12 protein-coding genes are annotated in these 15,956 nt (G+C 73.4%); all 12 read right to left on the bottom strand.

The window, feature by feature from the left end; genetic code table 11:
- Nucleotides 1–106 precede the first annotated feature (106 nt).
- Nucleotides 107–1,804, bottom strand: a complete 1,698-nt coding sequence (locus ABII15_RS03320; protein WP_353940735.1) for a carbohydrate-binding module family 20 domain-containing protein — start codon at nt 1,802–1,804, stop codon at nt 107–109.
- Nucleotides 1,805–2,108: 304 nt separating this feature from the next.
- Nucleotides 2,109–3,653 carry a hypothetical protein gene (locus ABII15_RS03325; RefSeq protein ID WP_353940736.1) on the bottom strand — a complete coding sequence of 515 codons (1,545 nt, stop codon included), beginning with the start codon at nt 3,651–3,653 and terminating at the stop codon, nt 2,109–2,111.
- Nucleotides 3,654–3,660: 7 nt separating this feature from the next.
- Nucleotides 3,661–6,102 (bottom strand): GTPase-associated protein 1-related protein, encoded by a 2,442-nt coding sequence (locus ABII15_RS03330; protein ID WP_353940737.1) that lies wholly within the window; start codon nt 6,100–6,102, stop codon nt 3,661–3,663.
- A complete protein-coding gene (locus ABII15_RS03335; protein WP_353940738.1) occupies nt 6,099–7,286 on the bottom strand; it encodes a hypothetical protein in 1,188 nt (395 codons plus the stop codon). The genes ABII15_RS03330 and ABII15_RS03335 overlap by 4 nt, the downstream gene beginning before the upstream one ends.
- A complete protein-coding gene (locus ABII15_RS03340) occupies nt 7,287–8,849 on the bottom strand; it encodes a hypothetical protein (RefSeq protein ID WP_353940739.1) in 1,563 nt (520 codons plus the stop codon).
- Between the two features lie 4 nt (nt 8,850–8,853).
- A complete protein-coding gene (locus ABII15_RS03345; RefSeq protein ID WP_353940740.1) occupies nt 8,854–10,929 on the bottom strand; it encodes an AAA family ATPase in 2,076 nt (691 codons plus the stop codon).
- On the bottom strand, nt 10,926–12,353 hold the full coding sequence (locus ABII15_RS03350; RefSeq protein WP_353940741.1) for a hypothetical protein: 1,428 nt from the start codon (nt 12,351–12,353) through the stop codon (nt 10,926–10,928). Before ABII15_RS03350 ends, ABII15_RS03345 begins: the two co-directional genes overlap by 4 nt.
- Nucleotides 12,350–12,994 (bottom strand): 4Fe-4S single cluster domain-containing protein, encoded by a 645-nt coding sequence (locus tag ABII15_RS03355; protein ID WP_353940742.1) that lies wholly within the window; start codon nt 12,992–12,994, stop codon nt 12,350–12,352. Before ABII15_RS03355 ends, ABII15_RS03350 begins: the two co-directional genes overlap by 4 nt.
- Nucleotides 12,991–14,043 (bottom strand): hypothetical protein, encoded by a 1,053-nt coding sequence (locus tag ABII15_RS03360; protein ID WP_353940743.1) that lies wholly within the window; start codon nt 14,041–14,043, stop codon nt 12,991–12,993. The genes ABII15_RS03355 and ABII15_RS03360 overlap by 4 nt, the downstream gene beginning before the upstream one ends.
- A gap of 2 nt (nt 14,044–14,045) precedes the next feature.
- Nucleotides 14,046–14,927 carry a protein phosphatase 2C domain-containing protein gene (locus ABII15_RS03365; protein WP_353940744.1) on the bottom strand — a complete coding sequence of 294 codons (882 nt, stop codon included), beginning with the start codon at nt 14,925–14,927 and terminating at the stop codon, nt 14,046–14,048.
- On the bottom strand, nt 14,924–15,703 hold the full coding sequence (locus ABII15_RS03370) for a hypothetical protein (RefSeq protein ID WP_353940745.1): 780 nt from the start codon (nt 15,701–15,703) through the stop codon (nt 14,924–14,926). Before ABII15_RS03370 ends, ABII15_RS03365 begins: the two co-directional genes overlap by 4 nt.
- On the bottom strand, nt 15,700–15,912 hold the full coding sequence (locus ABII15_RS03375) for a hypothetical protein (protein WP_353940746.1): 213 nt from the start codon (nt 15,910–15,912) through the stop codon (nt 15,700–15,702). Before ABII15_RS03375 ends, ABII15_RS03370 begins: the two co-directional genes overlap by 4 nt.
- Nucleotides 15,913–15,956 lie beyond the last annotated feature (44 nt).

Below are 15,956 nucleotides of genomic sequence, written 5' to 3' on the forward strand. Positions count from 1 at the left end.
CGGGTGGCCATGCGGAGCCGGACCGCCCGGTGCCTGCGGGGAGGCGGGGCACCGGGCGGTCGGTGGAGCGGGTGGTTCAGGGGGGTGTGGACGGTTCGGGCCGCGGTCAGCCGCGCCAGGTGTCCGTGAGGGAGACGCGGCCGGAGGGGGAGACGGTCGCGGTGCGGTTGGCGCCGCTCTCCCAGGTGACGTTGCCGCTCGCGTCCTTGCGGAGGTACTTGTACTCGAAGGAGGTGCCGGCGGGCAGCGGCACGTCCAGCTTCCAGGCCGGGTAGGTGCCGGGGTCCAGCTTCAGGGCGTTGCCGGTGTTCCAGTTGCCCAGCTGGTCCTTGTTGCCGGTGACGTAGATGTTCTGGCCCCAGGAGGTGGAGGCCGTGACGCTGAAGGAGGCGCCCGCCGTGGGGGCGGTGGTGCCGCTGTCGCCGCCGCAGGTCTTCGCGCCGGTCTGGATCGCGAGCGCGGTGTCGGCGGCGAGCGTCGCCGTGAACTGGCCGGAGGAGTTGACCGTGACGCCCTTGCCGCTCTGCACGTCGCAGTAGTCGCCGGCGGGCAGCGACGTCTGGAAGGTGCGGGTCAGCGAGGACGACTCGTGGTTGATGGCGACGTACGCCTTGGCGCCGCGGCCGAACGCGATCTGGTTCGCGCCGTTGTCCCACCAGTCGGTGACGGCCTGGCCGCGCGCGGTGTTCCGCCAGGCGACCATGCTCGCGATCTCGCGCCAGGCATGCTGGCACTTCCAGCCGTCGGTGTAACAGGCTCTGACGGCACCGGAGTTGGGCGGTCCCGCGTCCTTGTCGGTCCACTCGTAGCCGGAGTGCACGTCGGGCGAGCCGTACGGCCAGGCCAGCATGAAGACGTTCGCGAGGGTGTAGGTGGCGCCGTTCTTGTAGTTGAGGGTGTCGCCGCCCCGCTCGGTGTCGTGGTTGTCGACGAAGACGCCCGACTGGCCCGAGGGCATGTATCCCCAGGCCTCGCCGAAGTTCTTCAGGTAGGCGAGGTTCTCGCCGGTGAAGACGCGCTTGAGGTCACGGGCGTAGCGGAACTCCTGGACGTCTCCGGTGTTGAGGTACTCGCTCGGCGAGACGGCCTCTCCGGCGCCGTAGATGGCCTCCTGCTTCCAGTACGCGTTCGGGTTCGTCAGCCGCGACTTGATGTTCGCGAGGTCGGCCGCCGCCATGTGCTTGGCGGCGTCGATGCGGAAGCCGTCGACGCCGAGGGAGAGCAGGTCGTTGAGGTAGCCGGCGATGGTGGCGCGGACGTGCTCCTCGCCGGTGTCGAGGTCGGCGAGGCCGACCAGTTCGCACTCCTGGACGTTCGTGCGGTCCTGGTAGTTGCTGATCGTCGCCGTGCAGTTGTCCATGTCGGCGGCCGAGTAGACGCCGGGGTAGTCGTACTTGGTGTACGAGGAGCCGCCGGTGCCGGTGCCCGATCCGGCCGACATGTGGTTGATGACGGAGTCGGCGACGACCTTCACGCCGGCCGCGTGACAGGTGTCGACCATGTTCTTGAAGGCGGCCCGGTCGCCGAGCCGTCCCGCGATCTTGTAGCTGACGGGCTGGTACGACGTCCACCACTGGGCGCCCTGGATGTGCTCCTGGGGCGGGGAGACCTGGACGTAGCCGTATCCGGCGGGGCCGAGCGTGTTCGTGCACTCCTTCGCCACGGAGGCGAAGTTCCACTCGAACAGCACGGCGGTGACGTCCTTCGTGCCGGGCGCGGCGGCCTGCGCGGGGGCCGGGGCCGTGACGGCGGCAGCGGCTCCCGCCAGAACGGCGAGTGCGGCAGCCACGGACTTTCTGGCCATGGTTCCTCCTGATTCGAAGGGCAACGCGCCATGCCCGTGAGCGTGCTGGGGGGATCGCTTGAATCTTGCTGCAAGTGATTGCGGGGTGACCGTATGAGCCGCCGTCGCCTCGGTCAACCCTTTGGGCACCGGGCTCTTCAACTCACGGAGAAAAAGGAGCGATTCTGCCTGCAAGGCCTTACGCAAGTATTCCAGCAGTGTTACGTTCAACCACGCTCCGGTCCGGCGCCGAGGGCCCGGCCGCGCCGGGTTCCACGCGCCCGGCGTCCGGACCGGCAGCGTCCCCGCGGAACCCGGAGCCCCGTCAGCCGTTCATGCACCAGTCGACGAAGGTCGTGACGCTGGGGTCCACCCGGCCCTCGTCGTCCGCCACCGCGGCGGTGCAGAAGAAGCGGACCTCGCCGAAGTCCAGGTCCATGGTCTCCACCAGGTTCCGCAGTCCGAGCCGCTCACTCAGCCACTTCCGCACCGACTCGGTGTCGTCCGGGCTGTCGGGCAGCAGGGCGGACCGTCCGCTCAGCAGGTCCCGCTTGCTGACGGCGACGGCGAGCCGGGACCGGTCCAGGCGGGTGCCCATCGTGCGGACCGTCTGCACCGAACGCGCGAACACGTCCTCCGGGTCGACCGTCGAGGCGAGCGTGCGGTCGACCTTCGGGCCCTCGGCGTCCAGGCGCGTCCAGAACGCGTCGACGGCCATGGGGTCCAGGACGAAGACGAACGTGCGGGCCTCGCGGATGTAGCGCAGCGCGTCGGTCTCCTCGCGGTTGACGAACCGCTCCCCCGCCGTGTCGAAGACGTGCACGAGACGCCGGCCGCGGCCGGTGCCGAGCACGAACGAATGGGCCCGGGGCAGGTCCTTCTGCGTGGGTCGGGTGTGGCCCTGGATCTCCAGGACCTCGTTCAGGACCTCCTGCGCGTCCCTCGACTCGGGGTCGGCGAGGCGGAGCTCGGCGCCGCCGTCCGCCGCCGCGTCCTCCAGCGACTTCACCATCGCCGCCATCAGCTGGGTCTTGCCCGCGGCCCGGCCGCCGATCAGCGGCAGGATCACCTCGGACATGTGTCCGGCGTCCTGGTTCATCGGCTTTCCGCAGTGCGCGTGCACGCAGTGGCCGCTGAGCCGGGTGTCCTTGCCCATCAGCATCAGCAGCGTCGGCATCCGCTGTCCGCAGGCGCAGCGCCGGCGGACGAGCCCGAAGGTGCCGGGGCGGATGTCGGCGTGCCGGCGGCGGCAGCGGTCGCGGGGACAGTCGTACGCGGGATAGGGGACGCGCTCGAAGCAGCTCGGGCAGAGCATGCCGCGGGGCAGGCCGCGCAGGATCATCACCGCACGGTCGACGCCCCGCAGCGTGAGGGCGAGGAGCCGGGCGCCGCCCGCGAGCAGGGCGACGCCGAGAGCCTGCACCCCGAGCAGCAGCCCGAGCAGGGGTGCCGCGAAGATCGCCCCGACGCCCAGACCCACGTACAGGGTCAGGCCGTACGGGATCGAGAGGGCCCGGTGCACGGTGGGTGCGGTGAACTGCCGGGTCCGCACCCGGCGGCCGGTGTCGGTCACCGTGCGGAGGTACATCTGCCGCCCCTGGACGAGGAGTTCGCGCAGATCCCGGGTGGCGGGGCCGAAGAAGTAGTTGCGGTGCGCCAGTTCGTCGGCGGGACGGTGGCGCGGGACCGTCGTGAACTCGGGGGTGCGCCGCCGCAGCACTCCGTCGAGCACCTGGACGTAGCGCCAGAGCAGTTCGCTGACGAGCGCCGCCGCGCGCAGGAGCGCGATGAAGGGGGCGACGAACAAGTAGCCCATGAGCAGCACGAGGTAGATCGCCGGGAGGACGATGAAGGTCAGGATGTCTTCCATCGCGGATTCAGTCCTCGTCCGGTCGGCGCCGGTCCGTGGACCGTCGTGCGGTGAGCCTGCGGCCCAGCTTCTTCACGCGCCCCAGGCGGATCTCGGCGATCTCCTCGTAGCGGGCGGCGCGCTTGGCGTCGTACGGGCGCAGTACGGCGGCCAGCCGGTCCAGGTCGGCGGAGCGCCAGTGGTCGGCGACGTGCTGGCGCAGTGCGACGACGAGATCCCGGTGGGCCTGCGGCAGGAGGCCTCGCGGGTCGGTGACCGCGACGACGCCCGCGACGTGGCTGAGCAGCCGCGCGTCGATGTCGCGTACGGTCGACGCCTCCAGGTACACGGCGCGCAGATAGACGTCCGCGAGACGGAACCTGAACTCGGGTATGCCGCCGCGGAGTCGGGCCGGGTCGGCGGGGATCCGCAGCAGCGCGGACGGCAGCCGGTACTCCCCGAGGGCGCGGGGCGCCGCCCAGGCCTGGACCTGCGGGACGTCGAAGACCGCGGCGAGACCGGCGGCCTCCTTCGCCGTGCGCAGGGCGTCGTCGAGGGAAGCGGTGCGGGAGACGCACTCCTGGGTGACCACGGTCAGCCAGGCGAAGCGGTTCGGCTCGGCCAGCGTGTGGCACAGCGTCAGGCAGGCGTCCAGCGACTCCTCGTCCTTGATCTCCTGCTTCACGGCACGGTCGAACCACTCGGCGACCGCCTCGCCCACCGGTTCGCCGGGCCGGAGCCGCACGGCGATCTCGGTCGCCTCCTGGTGCGTCCAGGTCCGCGACGGCTGCCGCCACAGCGCCCGCAGCAGGTCGGCGTCGGGTGTGTCCTGGCGGCGCACGTCCAGGATCCGGAAGAGCAAATCGATCGTGCGGGCGGGATACCGCTCGGCCTGCGCCAGCCAGTAATGCTCCAACAAGCCGGGCCGCTCCCCGAGGTCGCTCTCGTTGAGCAGCTCGGCGGGGAACTGGCCGAAGAGCTGCTCCTGCGCGCCGCGTTCGTCGACGACCTCCTGCACCGCCACGGCGAGTTTCGTCCTGAACTCCGGCAGTGTGTGCACGAGTTGGCCGACCTCGGCCCGCAGGCCCGGGCCCGCGTCCGAGGCGCCCAGGAGGACGCGGGCCAGGTCCAGGCTCTGCCGGGCGAGCAGGTCGGGCGGGGGTGTGAGCCGGGCGCCGACCGCCCAGAGCAGCAGGCGCACCCGCTGGCGGCTGGTGGTGGCCTCGCCGAGCATGCGCTGCCACAGGGCGGTGGCCCGGTCCCGCTCGTCCGGGTGGGTGAGGGGCACGGGACCGGGGGCGTTCTCGGCCCCGGTGACGTAGGCGCGGATCCGCGACTGGTGGAGCTTGCCCTCCAGTTCCTGGTGCAGGGCCGTGTCGCCGCCCGCCGCGGCGGCCGCGCTGAGCACCCCGACCTGGTGGTCGTCCAGGTCGCGGTGCTTGTGGTGGATGTCCGCGGCCACGGCGGCCCGGCGCGGCCCGAGGTGGTCGGCGCCGGGAAGCCAGTCGAGGACCGCGCGGACGTCGGGGTCGGTCAGTTCGATGCCGCCTGCCGCGGCGGCCGCCGCGACCGGGGCGTGCCAGTCGCCGACCGTCCGTTCCTGTCCCGCGGTGTACTCGGCGGTCCAGGACCACACGGAGCGGATCGATCCGACGCCGATCCGGGTCAGCAGGCGTACGAGGTGGTGGGTGGGCACCACCTCGGGGAAGCGGCCCGCGGCGAAGTCGAAGACGGTGTACGACTCCTCGTCGTCCGGCCCCAGATCGAGGCGGGCGCCGGGCACCGTGCCGATCAGGTGGAGTCTGCTGCGGGCCGGGCGGAAGAGGTAGGTGGCGAAGGACAGGGTGCGGGCCAGCGGCCGCGGCAGGAGGTAGGAGACGGCCGCGAACCAGTGGGCGATCCGGTCCGTGGTGTCGTCGACCACCACGACCGAGCCGTCCTCGGCGAGCGCGGCGAACACCGCGGCGAGGAGCGCCGGGAGCTGATCGGCGTACGGGTGCGCGCGCAGGAAGGCCCGGACCGCGCGGGGCGACAGCGGGCCGCGCGGCAGGGGTGCGGGCTGTTCGGGGAGCTCGGTGGAGTCGACGGTCCGGGCGGCCCACAGCGGGGAGTCCCAGAGCTCGATGGCGAGCAGCCCGCCGCTGTCGGCGGTGAACTCGCCCTCGGTGTGCAGGGCGTGGGCGAAGTAGTTGCCGAAGCGGCGTGCCGAGTCCCGTCCCGCGTAGCGCACGCACAGGGTGGTGGCGCCCGTCGTGCCCGCGGTGTGGCACAGGTTGACCGGGCAGCGGGCCAGCGACTCGGGGGTGTCGGACTCGGCCAGGGCGCGCGGGGGTTCGTATCCGGCGAGGCCCTCGACGCGGTGCCGGGTCCCGGCCGTGACCTGCTCGCTCACCGCGTTGAACTGGAACCCGGACGAGCCGCTCAGTCCGTGCTCGCAGGACGTGTAGTAGAGCTGCTGGAATCCGGTCATCCGCGGCCCGTCCTCGGCACCGAGCCGAATTCGCTGAGCAGCCACAGCAGCGGGTCCGCGACCCGGTAGGGCTGGATGCCGAGGTCGGCGACGCGCGACTCGGCGGTGGCACTGCGGCCCAGTGCGGAGACGCCGAAGTAGCGGTAGCGGGAGAAGGTGTTCTCCAGGGACTGGTCGATGGAGACGCCGTCCCACTCCTTGAGGAGCTGGCGCACCTCCTCGTGGACGCTGAGGCTGTCGGAGACGTCGAACCGGCCGCGCGCCGCATCGTGGGAGCGCAGCGGGCTGCCGCTCTCCATGAGGTGCCAGAACGCGTCCATCTTGGAGAAGACCACCGCGATCGGGGTGTCGACCCTGGCGGCCTTTCCGCCGCGGGCGGCGAGGAGCATGCTGCTCACCCGGCTCAGGACGTTGATCGGCGGGTCGATGCCGTCCAGCGCGGGCAGGGCCGTGCCGGGCGCGGCGTTGTTCCGGGCGCCCGGCATCTGCAGCGGGTCGAGCAGCAGGATGATGCCGTCCGCGTTGGTCAGGTAGCGGGTGTTGAGCTCCACGCTCTCGCGGCTGTTGAAGTCCTCGCCCGCGGTGTCGAAGAACGACAGGACGGTGTGCTGGGGCTGTTCCTTGAACAGCTTCTTGCGGCGCAGCCCGAACCGGAACACCAGCGGCTCCACCCGGTTGGCGTTGGTCGTCGCGGTCTGGGTCGGCGGGAACATCTGCCGGTCGCGGTAGAGCCGGTCCTCGTACTCGGTGCTGAAGCGGCGCATGGTCGTGTCGTCCAGGCCCATCAGCGAGGCGCCGAACCGCTCGCCCACCTGGTTGCGCACCTCGTGCAGCAGGACGGTCATGTAGATCGTCTTGCCCGAGGAGCGGGCGCCGACCATGGCGATCAGCCGGTTCTCCACCATGCCGAACTGCACGGGCAGTTCGACGTGGCAGACCGGGCAGATCCGGTACGTCGTCTCGCTCTCGCAGTCCGGGTGCACGGCGGTCGACCGGCGGCCGTCGGCGGCGAAGTCCGGGCCGACCTCGTGGCTGGGGCGCCGCCCGAACCGTTCGTCGAGGACCGGGTCGCGGCGCCGCTCGCAGCGTTTGCCGACAGGGCTGAGCCGGCTGTTGCAGCGGAACCGGATCTCGCGCGGTGCGAAGGTCTCGTAGCAGTAGGGGCAGGTGAGTCGTCTGGCCATTCAGGTCACTCGCAGCCGGTGCAGCGCCGTGGGGCGGATGTCGGTGGGACGGTCGTCGGGGTCGTGCGGTGCGGCGGGCCCGTCGGCCGGGAAGCAGACGAGCCAGGAGGTCCCCTTGGTGCCGGGGAAGGGGAACTCCACGGTGAGGGGGGTGCCCGCGGAGAGACGCTGGGCGGGCACCTCGTGCAGGACGGTGCCTTCGGCGGTGCTGGTGGGGCGGTAGCGGCCGAGGCCGTGCACGATGCGCACGGCGGGCAGGTCGCAGCCCGTCCGCGCGGTGAAGGTGACGGTCGCGACGCGGGCGCCGGTGAGGCGCCGGCGCAGCGCCGGTTCGTAGTCGACGATGGGCGGTTCGGCGGCGACGTGCAGGGACGCGGCGCCCTCGGTGTCGGCGCGGGCGCCCGGCACGAGCGCCTCGACGGTGAGGGTGACCGCCCCGCGGCCGAGGGGCAGGGTGAGGCCGCCGTCGTGTTCGTAGACCCTGCGCTGACAGCGGATGTCGCCGTCGCGCGGACCGTCGCCGGGCGCGGTCGGGTCCTCGCGGCGCCAGCGGACGCGGGCCGTGAGGGCGTTGTCGGGCCAGGCCCACAGGACGAGGAGGTGGTCGTCGCGGCGCGTGGCCTGGAGCTGGGTGACGGGGACGGACTGGACCGCACCGGTGTGCGTCGCGGTCGGGGCCGAAGGAGCGGGCGCGGGCTCCTCGGGCGCGGGTGGGGCGGATTCGGGCTCGGGCTTTCGCGGTTCCGCCGGTGGTGCCGGTGGCGGTTCCGTGGGTGGGGCGGTGGGCTCGGCGCGCCGGGGCGGGGGCTCGGTCGCGGTGGCGGCGGCCGGAGGTTCGGGGTCCGTCGGGGCGGTGGTCCAGGGCTGTGGCTCCGGGTCCTCCGGCGGAGGCGGGAAGTTCTGGCTCGCCTCCGGTGCCGGGCCCGTGGTGACGCGCAGCAGGCCGAAGTCGTCCAGGAGCAACAGGCCGTGCACCACGGCGAGTTCGGGACTGGTGCAGCGGACCATGAGGCCCTGTGCCGCGGGCAGGTCCTCGACCTCGTCGCGGCGGTCCGCCTGTGTGTACAGGCCGCCGGAGAGGAGGACCGCGTCCGGGGCGGCCTCCGCGAGTTCCCGGTCCATCGCCGTACGGGCGTGGTCCTCGCCGAGCGGCACCGTACGCGTGCTGACGATGCGGGCCGTCAGGTCCGGGGTGATGGCGAGCACCGTCAGCTCCACGGTCTCCACCGTCTGGTCGACGACCAGGACCGTCCGCAGCACGCCCTCGTCGATCGCGCCGTAGTGCAGGGCCACCGCGACGGGCTTCGGGACGACGCGGTGGACGCGGAGGCCGGCGTCCTCGGCGGCGCGGCGCAGCCGGGCCTCGGCGTCACGGTCGGCCGAGGCGGGCAGGCCGAACACCGCCTCCTCGTCCTCGGCCGCGGTGAGCAGCAGGTGCAGCGCGGCGGCGGGATCGGCGATGCCGTCCGTGCCGTCGAGGTCCGTCGCCGTCACGGACGGCCGGCCCTGCGGGTCGAACCGGCCGAGGTGGGCTATGTGGTGGTCGATGGCGATGCCGAGCATGTCGTCAGCCGTTCCCTTCCTCGGTTCCGGCCCCGGTCGTGGCCTCGGTTCTGGCCCAGGGCGTGCCGGTGGCGTCGACGCCGAGCCGGATCCTGCTGCCCGGTGACGGGCGGCGGGCCAGGAAATGCGCGACCACGGCCGTGCGCAGCCGCTCCAGTTCGTTGCGGATCTGGCGGCCGCCGTACGCCTGGTGCTCGGGGGTGCTCATCCGCGCGGTGATCCACGGGTGCAGGGATTCCGTGTCCGGTACGAGCTCCACCTGGTGGCGTTCGCGGACCGACTCGGTGAGCTGGCCGAGCAGCCGGTCGGCGATCTTCACGATGTGTACGCGGCGCAGCATGTCGAAGACGACCACGCCCGGCTTGAGCCGCCCGTAGATCTCCGGCCGGCCGATCTTCCGGAACTTCTCCTCGACCGCGTGGGTGAAGTGCGCCTCGAGGTCGGCGTACGGAATCTCCTCACCGTCCGCGTCGTCGCCGTCGGACAGCAGGCCCTGGACCGCCTCCGCGCCGGTGTTGGAGGTGAAGATGATCAGGCACTGGGAGAAGTACGCGGTCTGGCCGCGGCCGTCGGTGAGCCGGCCGTCCTCCAGGATCTGCAGGAACTTGTCGAGAACGCGCGGGTGGGCCTTCTCGATCTCGTCGAAGAGCAGGACGCTGAACGGGCGTTCCTGGACCCGGCGGGTCAGTTCGCCGCCCTGTTCGTGCCCGATGTAGCCGGGCGGGGCGCCCGCGAGCCGCTCGGCGGCGTGTTCCTGCTGGTACTCACTCATGTCGAAACGCGCGTAGGCGCTCTGGTCGCCGAACATCAGCTCCGCGACCGCCTTGGCGAGCTCGGTCTTGCCGACGCCGGTCGGTCCGACGAAGAAGAACGCGCCGCGCGGCCGGGCGGTGCCGGAGCCGCCGAAGTCGATGCCGACGAAGGCGGCCTGCAGCGCGGCGGAGACCGCTTCGACGGCCTTGGCCTGGCCGACGACCCGGGTGCCGAGGACGCCCGCGGCGCGGGCCACGGTGTCGCGGTCGAGCTGGGTCCACGGGTCGACGCTCACATTGAGCCGGTGCAGTTCCAGGAGCTTGTCGGGTTTCTGCAGGGGCGCGAGGCGCAGCCACGAGGTCCGGGCGAGTGCCTCGATGTCCCAGCCGGACATGCCGTCGGTCGCGCCGACCAGGGCCTCGATGTCGTGCCGGGTCGCCTCCGGGGCACCGTTGAACTCGCCGCGCAGCCAGGTCAGCCAGAGGCGTCGCTCGCTCGGGTCGGGCGGGCCGATGTGCAGGGTGGCGGTCCGGGGGTCCTCCAGGTGGAACCAGCCCGGCAGCCGGCCGACGTCACCGACCGCGCACAGGACGGCGTTGCGCGCGTGCGGCGGGCGGCCCACGCGGGCCTCGCGGGGCGTCACGGCGTCCGTCATCGCGGCGCGCAGCCTGAGGTAGCCGGCGTTCGACTCCGGCTGGCCGGGCGGGAGGTGGTGGTCGACGTCCTGGAAGACGAAGGCCACGGAGGCGTCGGGGGACGCGACGAGCCGGTGTGCGACGGCCACCACGTCGTCGAAGGACCGCGGCGGCCCGGCCTGCCGGGGCGCGAGCAGGCTCTGCCGTTCCCGCCCGCGTTCGGCACCGCGCCGGCTGCGCGGGTCGGTGGGCGGTGCGTCCTCGGCGGGGGCACCCTCGCGGCGCCCGTCCCGGTCGTCCTGGGTGCCGCGCCGGGCGGGCGGGCCGGACCGGGCGTCGCTGTCGCCCGTCGACTGCGCCCCGCTTGAGCGGCCCGCCGCCAGCCGCGCGAAGCGTTCCGCGTGGCCGGGCAGGGGGAAGGTGAGTCCGGCCACCGGGTCCCACCAGCCGACGACGTCGGCGCCGCGGGCCTCCAGGACTCCGGCGAGGAGGTCGCGGAAGGAGGCGGGCCGGTCCTCGAACCACCAGCGGTCCCTGATCTGGCCGTTGAGGATGACCTGGCGGCCGCGCCGCAGTTCCCACATGAGGGACACCGCCCACAGGGGCATCATGCCGTCGGCGGTGACCGGTCCCGTGCCGTCCTTGTCGTCGGCGCCGTCCTCGTCGGGCTTGGTGAAGTCGAGCGTGGTCACGGGTTCGTCCACCTCCAGGAGGCCTCGCCGGGCAGCTGCTTGGCGCGGCGGCCCGGCGGTTTGCCGTCCCAGGTGATCTCGCCGGGCACGAAGCCGTCGTCGCCGCCGAGCGATTCGTGCACGCGCTCCAGGAGCTCCTCGGTGGTGTCGCAGACCGCCCCGTCCGGGGCCGCGTGCAGCGTGACGTCGGGTTCGCCCTCGACGCGGTAGACGAGGACGGGTGTGCCGTCCTCCTCGCTGGCGATCGTGGTCTCGTACGTCGCTCCGGTGGGCCGGGTGAAGTGCAGCCGGAACGCGCCGTCCTCCTCCGCGCCGCCCTCGAAGGCGAACCCTTCGCCGGTCATGGCGTCCCGGAGCGCCGCCACCAGGTCGCGGCGCCGCTCGTCGGCCAGCTCCAGCTCGTCCAGCCGGGACTCGGCGTCGGGGAGGGCGGCCTCCAGGCCCGCGACGGCCGCCATCGCCTCGGCGGGGCGGCGTGCCGTCAGTGCCTCGGTCGCGGCGCGCAGCGCGTCGTCGATCGTGTCGGCGAGGTCGGGGGCGCCGAGGTCGGCGGCGGTGTTGACGACGCCGTGGGCGGCGGGGCGGACGGCGTCGAGCCGTTCGGCGGCCTCCGTGAGGGCCAGCTCCAGGGCCGCTTCGGCCTCGGCGCGCGCCCGTTCGGCCGCGCGTTCCGCTTCCGCCGCGCGGTCTCGCTCCGCGGTCCGTTCCCGCTCGGCGCGTGCCTCCCGCTCGGCGTTCTCCCGCGCCTGCCCGAGGGTCGCCGCGTGCCGGTCCAGGGCGTGTTCGACCGTGCCCAGCAGCGCCTCGAAGCGGACCTGCTGGTCCGGGGCCGTCGCCGCGCGGAGCTGCCCGAGGAGGTCGGTGCAGCGCCGGTGTCCCTCGGCATCGAGGGTGGCGCCGTCCGGGGCGGCGGACAGTCGGCGCTCCAGGCCGGCGAGGACGTGGGCGCGGTCGTCCGTCCGGCCGCCGTCCGCCGTCGCCCGCAGGCCGACGGCCCTGCCGCGCAGTTCCTCCACCGCGCCGCCGAGCTGTTCGCCGCGTGCGAGGCGCACCTTCAGGGTGGCCAACTCCCCCTCCAGGGCTCCGATCCCGTCGCGCGCCCCGGAGCGCTGGGCCTCGGCGACGAGTTCCCGCACCTCTTCCAGGGCGCGTTCGTCGGCCCGGGTCTGCTCGGCCTGGGCCCGGACCTGGCGGGCGGCGCGCTCGGTCTCCCGGCGGGCCGCCACCTCGGCCTCCTTGCGGGCGGCCGCGGCGCGGGCGCGTTCCCTGCGGGCGGCGGCGGCCTGGGCGATCCTCTCCCGTTCGGCGGCCCGGCGGCGCTCCCTCGCCCGGCGCTCCTCGGCCCGGCGCCTGCGCTCGGCCTCCTCCCGCTGGGCGTACAGCGCACCGACCTGGACGGTGCTGTACTTCGGTGATCCGCTCATGGTTCCCTCCGTGCCTCGGTGCGCAGCACGAACCCCCGCGCCGCGAGCTGTTCCTCGAGCTGTCCCCGGAATCCGGGGGTCGGCGGTACTCCGGCCCAGGACAGGGAGCCGTCGGTGTCCACCGACAGTTCGACCCCGGCGCTCGTGTCCGGCTCGTCGAGCATCGACCGGTAGCGATCGGTGAGCGGGACGAGCCGCTGGTTGTCCGAGCCGCGCCAGCGCAGCGCGCCGTGCCGGGCCGCGACGTACGGCCCGTCGACGAGCAGGTCGAGCCGGTCGAGCAGGGCGATCCGGTCCGGGCCGCCGCGGCGCAGCGCCTCGTGCCGGAACCCGGAGTACGCCATCGCGCCGAAATCGGGGCGGCGGTCGCGCACGGTGTCGAGCAGTTCGGCGAGGGCTCCGGCCTGGCTGAACGGCTCACCGCCGGAGAACGTGACTCCTTCGATGCCGTCCAACGCGCAGAGCCAGTCGGCGAGTTCGGGCACGCTTCGGATCGTTCCGCCGTCGAACGGCAGCGTCTCGGCGGCCACGCAGCCCGGACAGCGCAGCGGGCAGCCCTGCACCCAGACGACGGCGCGGCTGCCGGGGCCGAGGACGGTGCACCGTTCCAGGGTCCGGGAGACGGAGAGCAGGGTCGTCATCGCGCCTCCCGCGTGGGGCCGGGATAGCTGTCGGTGCCCCGCTCGGCCTGGTCGCACCACGGGCACCAGGGGCGCTCGACGGTGTGCACGTGGTGGGCGTTGACCGCGCACTTCTTCAGTCGTCCGGCGCCCAGTTCGGCGGCGAGCGCGTCGGCCCACTCGGTCGCCGTGGGCCGTCGCGGGGCGCCGCCGAAGGTCGTACGCAGCAGGTCCGCGAGTCGGCGCGGGAGCAGGTCGGCGGGCGGCACCGAGCGCGGCAGCAGCACGGAGGTGCGGTCGACGAGCCGGCAGCGGCCGTGCAGGACGTTGTCGTCGTACGAGAGGTAGTCGCGGCCGTCCGCCGGGTGCCCGGCGAAGGGGTGCAGGCCCGCCATGAGGAGCTGGTGGACGAGTACGGCCAGGGTGAAGTCGTCGGAGGCCGCGGACGGCGGTGTTCCTGCGCGCGCGCCGGTGCGTTCGGGTGCCGTGTATCCGGGTGTGCGCATCCGGCCCGGGAACACCTCGCGGCCGTCGCGGAACTGCCAGGAGTCGACGTCCGCCATCCCGACCCTTCCGGTCTCGTCGACCCAGAGGTTGTCGGGCTTGAGATCACCCACCACATAGCCCTCGGCGTGCAGTTCGGCCAGCAGCCGGGCCAGGGCGAGGGCGGCGCGCAGGCCGGTCTCCCAGGTCGCCCCGGGGAGGAAGCCGCGGCGGGCGGAGGTGCCGAGGAGATGGCTGAAGGGCTGGTAGGCGTGGCGCATGTCGGTCATCACGTAGCCGTCGACGCGGTCCGCGTCCGTGCCGCCCGCGGTCCGCACCTGCACCAGCGGCCAGGCGAGGCGGACGGGACTGCCGGAGAGGAGGCCGACGGTGCGGGGTTCGCGGCGCTGGCGGACGAGGCAGGCGACGCGGCGCCGGTAGGCCTCGGCGTCGGGCGGATCGGGGACGAGCTTGGCGACGAGGGGGCGGTCGTCGTCGACGCCGTACACGAAGCCCTCCGAGCCGCTGCCTATCTGTTCGGTGAGCCGCCAGGTGTGTCCGCCGCGGGACACCAGTGTCAGGGGCACGGTCAGCCCCTTTCGACGAGCGCGCACAGGACGGTCAGGTCGTCACCGGTCCGGCCGGCCTCGGGCGCGGAGAGCAGGCGTCTGAGCGGTTCGGCGTCGCCCCGGGTGTCGCGCAGGGCCGCGGCGAGGCCGAGGAAGAATCCGTCGGCGGGTAACGGGCCCGCCGAGAGCGGGAGTTGCCGCACGGTGGGGTGGTCGAGGGCAAGGGGCGCGCAGCCGTCGGTGGACAGGACGACGCCGCTCAGCTCGGGCTCCCACACGACGAAGGTGCGGACGCGCAGGGCCGCGCCGGGCGAGGAGAGGAAGACGGGCGGCCCCTCGGGCGGCGGCAGGACGAGGTGGCAGCGGTCGTCGCGGGTCAGGAGGGTGCCGAAGCCGTCGCCGACCGACACGAACGCCACCCAGGGCGGCGCCACGAGGGCCGCGGTGAGGGTGGCCGCCAGGTCGCCCGGATCACCGGCGTCCGCGGCGTCACCGGCACCCGCGGGGTCACCGCAATCGGCGCGGTCGGCAGAGTCCGCACGGTCACCGGACTCGGCACGGTCGGCAGAAACTGCGCGGTTCACGGAATCGGCGCGGTCCGCGCCCAACACCCCTGCCACCGCCCGCAGATACTCCTCGACGACCGTCTTGCCGCACCTCGCGATCCACGCGGTCCAGTCCTCAGGTGCCGCCGAGGCGTCGGGGATGTCGCGGGCCAGCACGCGCGCGGCGACATCGACCGCGACATGGGCACCGAGTGCGCTGCGGTCGCGGCTGCCCGCACCGTCGGAGACGGCGAGGACGGCGGCGTCACCCAGGTCGACCGCTTTGAACGCGTCCTGGCAGCCCTGGGCGCGGGCCAGGTGCGCGGTGCCCTGGACGCCGGCGCCCGCCACGATCACAGCAGGCCCCTCTCCATGGCCTCCATGCGCGCGACCCTCTCCGCGCGGTCGTCGATCTGCTGGTGGATGAGGTCGGCGTCCTGGTCGGGGCTGCTGTCGTCGGTGCTCTGGAAGAGCAGGTCGAGAATGCGCCCGAAGTCCAGGTTCTCCAGCAGGGAGGCGCCCTTCGGCGCGATGACGCGCAGCATCGGCAGGTCGGCGCCGCGCACGCCGATCACTTGGACGACGCACTCCCCGTCCGCCTCGCCCCGGCGCACGCGCTCTGCCGTGCCCGCGAGGGCAGCGGCGTCCAGCGGCCGGCCCTCGGCGTCGCTCGGCGCGCCGTCGGTGAGGACCCACAGGAAGGGACGGCGGACCGGGACGCGGCCGCGCTGGAGGGCCCGGTAGCGGGCGCGGGCCAGCTCCAGGCCGGTCTCGACGGCCTCCGTGAGCCGGGTCAGTCCCCCGGCGCGCAGCGTGGGCGGGTGGAGACGGTCGACCGGCACGAACAGCCGGTCGACGTCGTCCAGTTGAGCCGCCCCGACCTCGACGAGACGGCCGGCCCGCGGATCGTGGACCCGTACGGCCGAGTCGAAGGTGATCAGACAGGTCTCCACCCGGGTGCGGAGCCGCTCCTGGGCCCGGACCCCGTCGAACCAGCTCTTCAGCGCCGCGTTCAGCTCGTCGATCCGGGGGTGCGCCGCGGGGCGCCCCATGGACGCGGACGTGTCGAGCAGGAGAACCACGGGCTGGCGTTCCTCGTACCCGGCACCGAACTCGATGCCGTGCACGCTCATCCGGCCGCTCCCTCGGTGTCGGCGTGGGCCACGAGGCACTGCCGCCCGGCGTCGTGGCGCACGGTGACGGCGGTACCCGGCGGCAGGCCGGGCGGCTCGGGACGCATGCGCAGCAGAACACCGTCGACGAGTACGTACGTGTCCGGGGCGGGCCAGGTCACCGTGCGACCGGTGATGCCGTGCGCCCACTCCCCCATCCCCCTGGTCATGTGCCCACAGTATGTGCCATCGAGCCCATCTTTGTTGCCCCTTA

It is taken from the genome of Streptomyces sp. HUAS MG91 (assembly GCF_040529335.1).
Classification (GTDB): domain Bacteria; phylum Actinomycetota; class Actinomycetes; order Streptomycetales; family Streptomycetaceae; genus Streptomyces; species Streptomyces tabacisoli.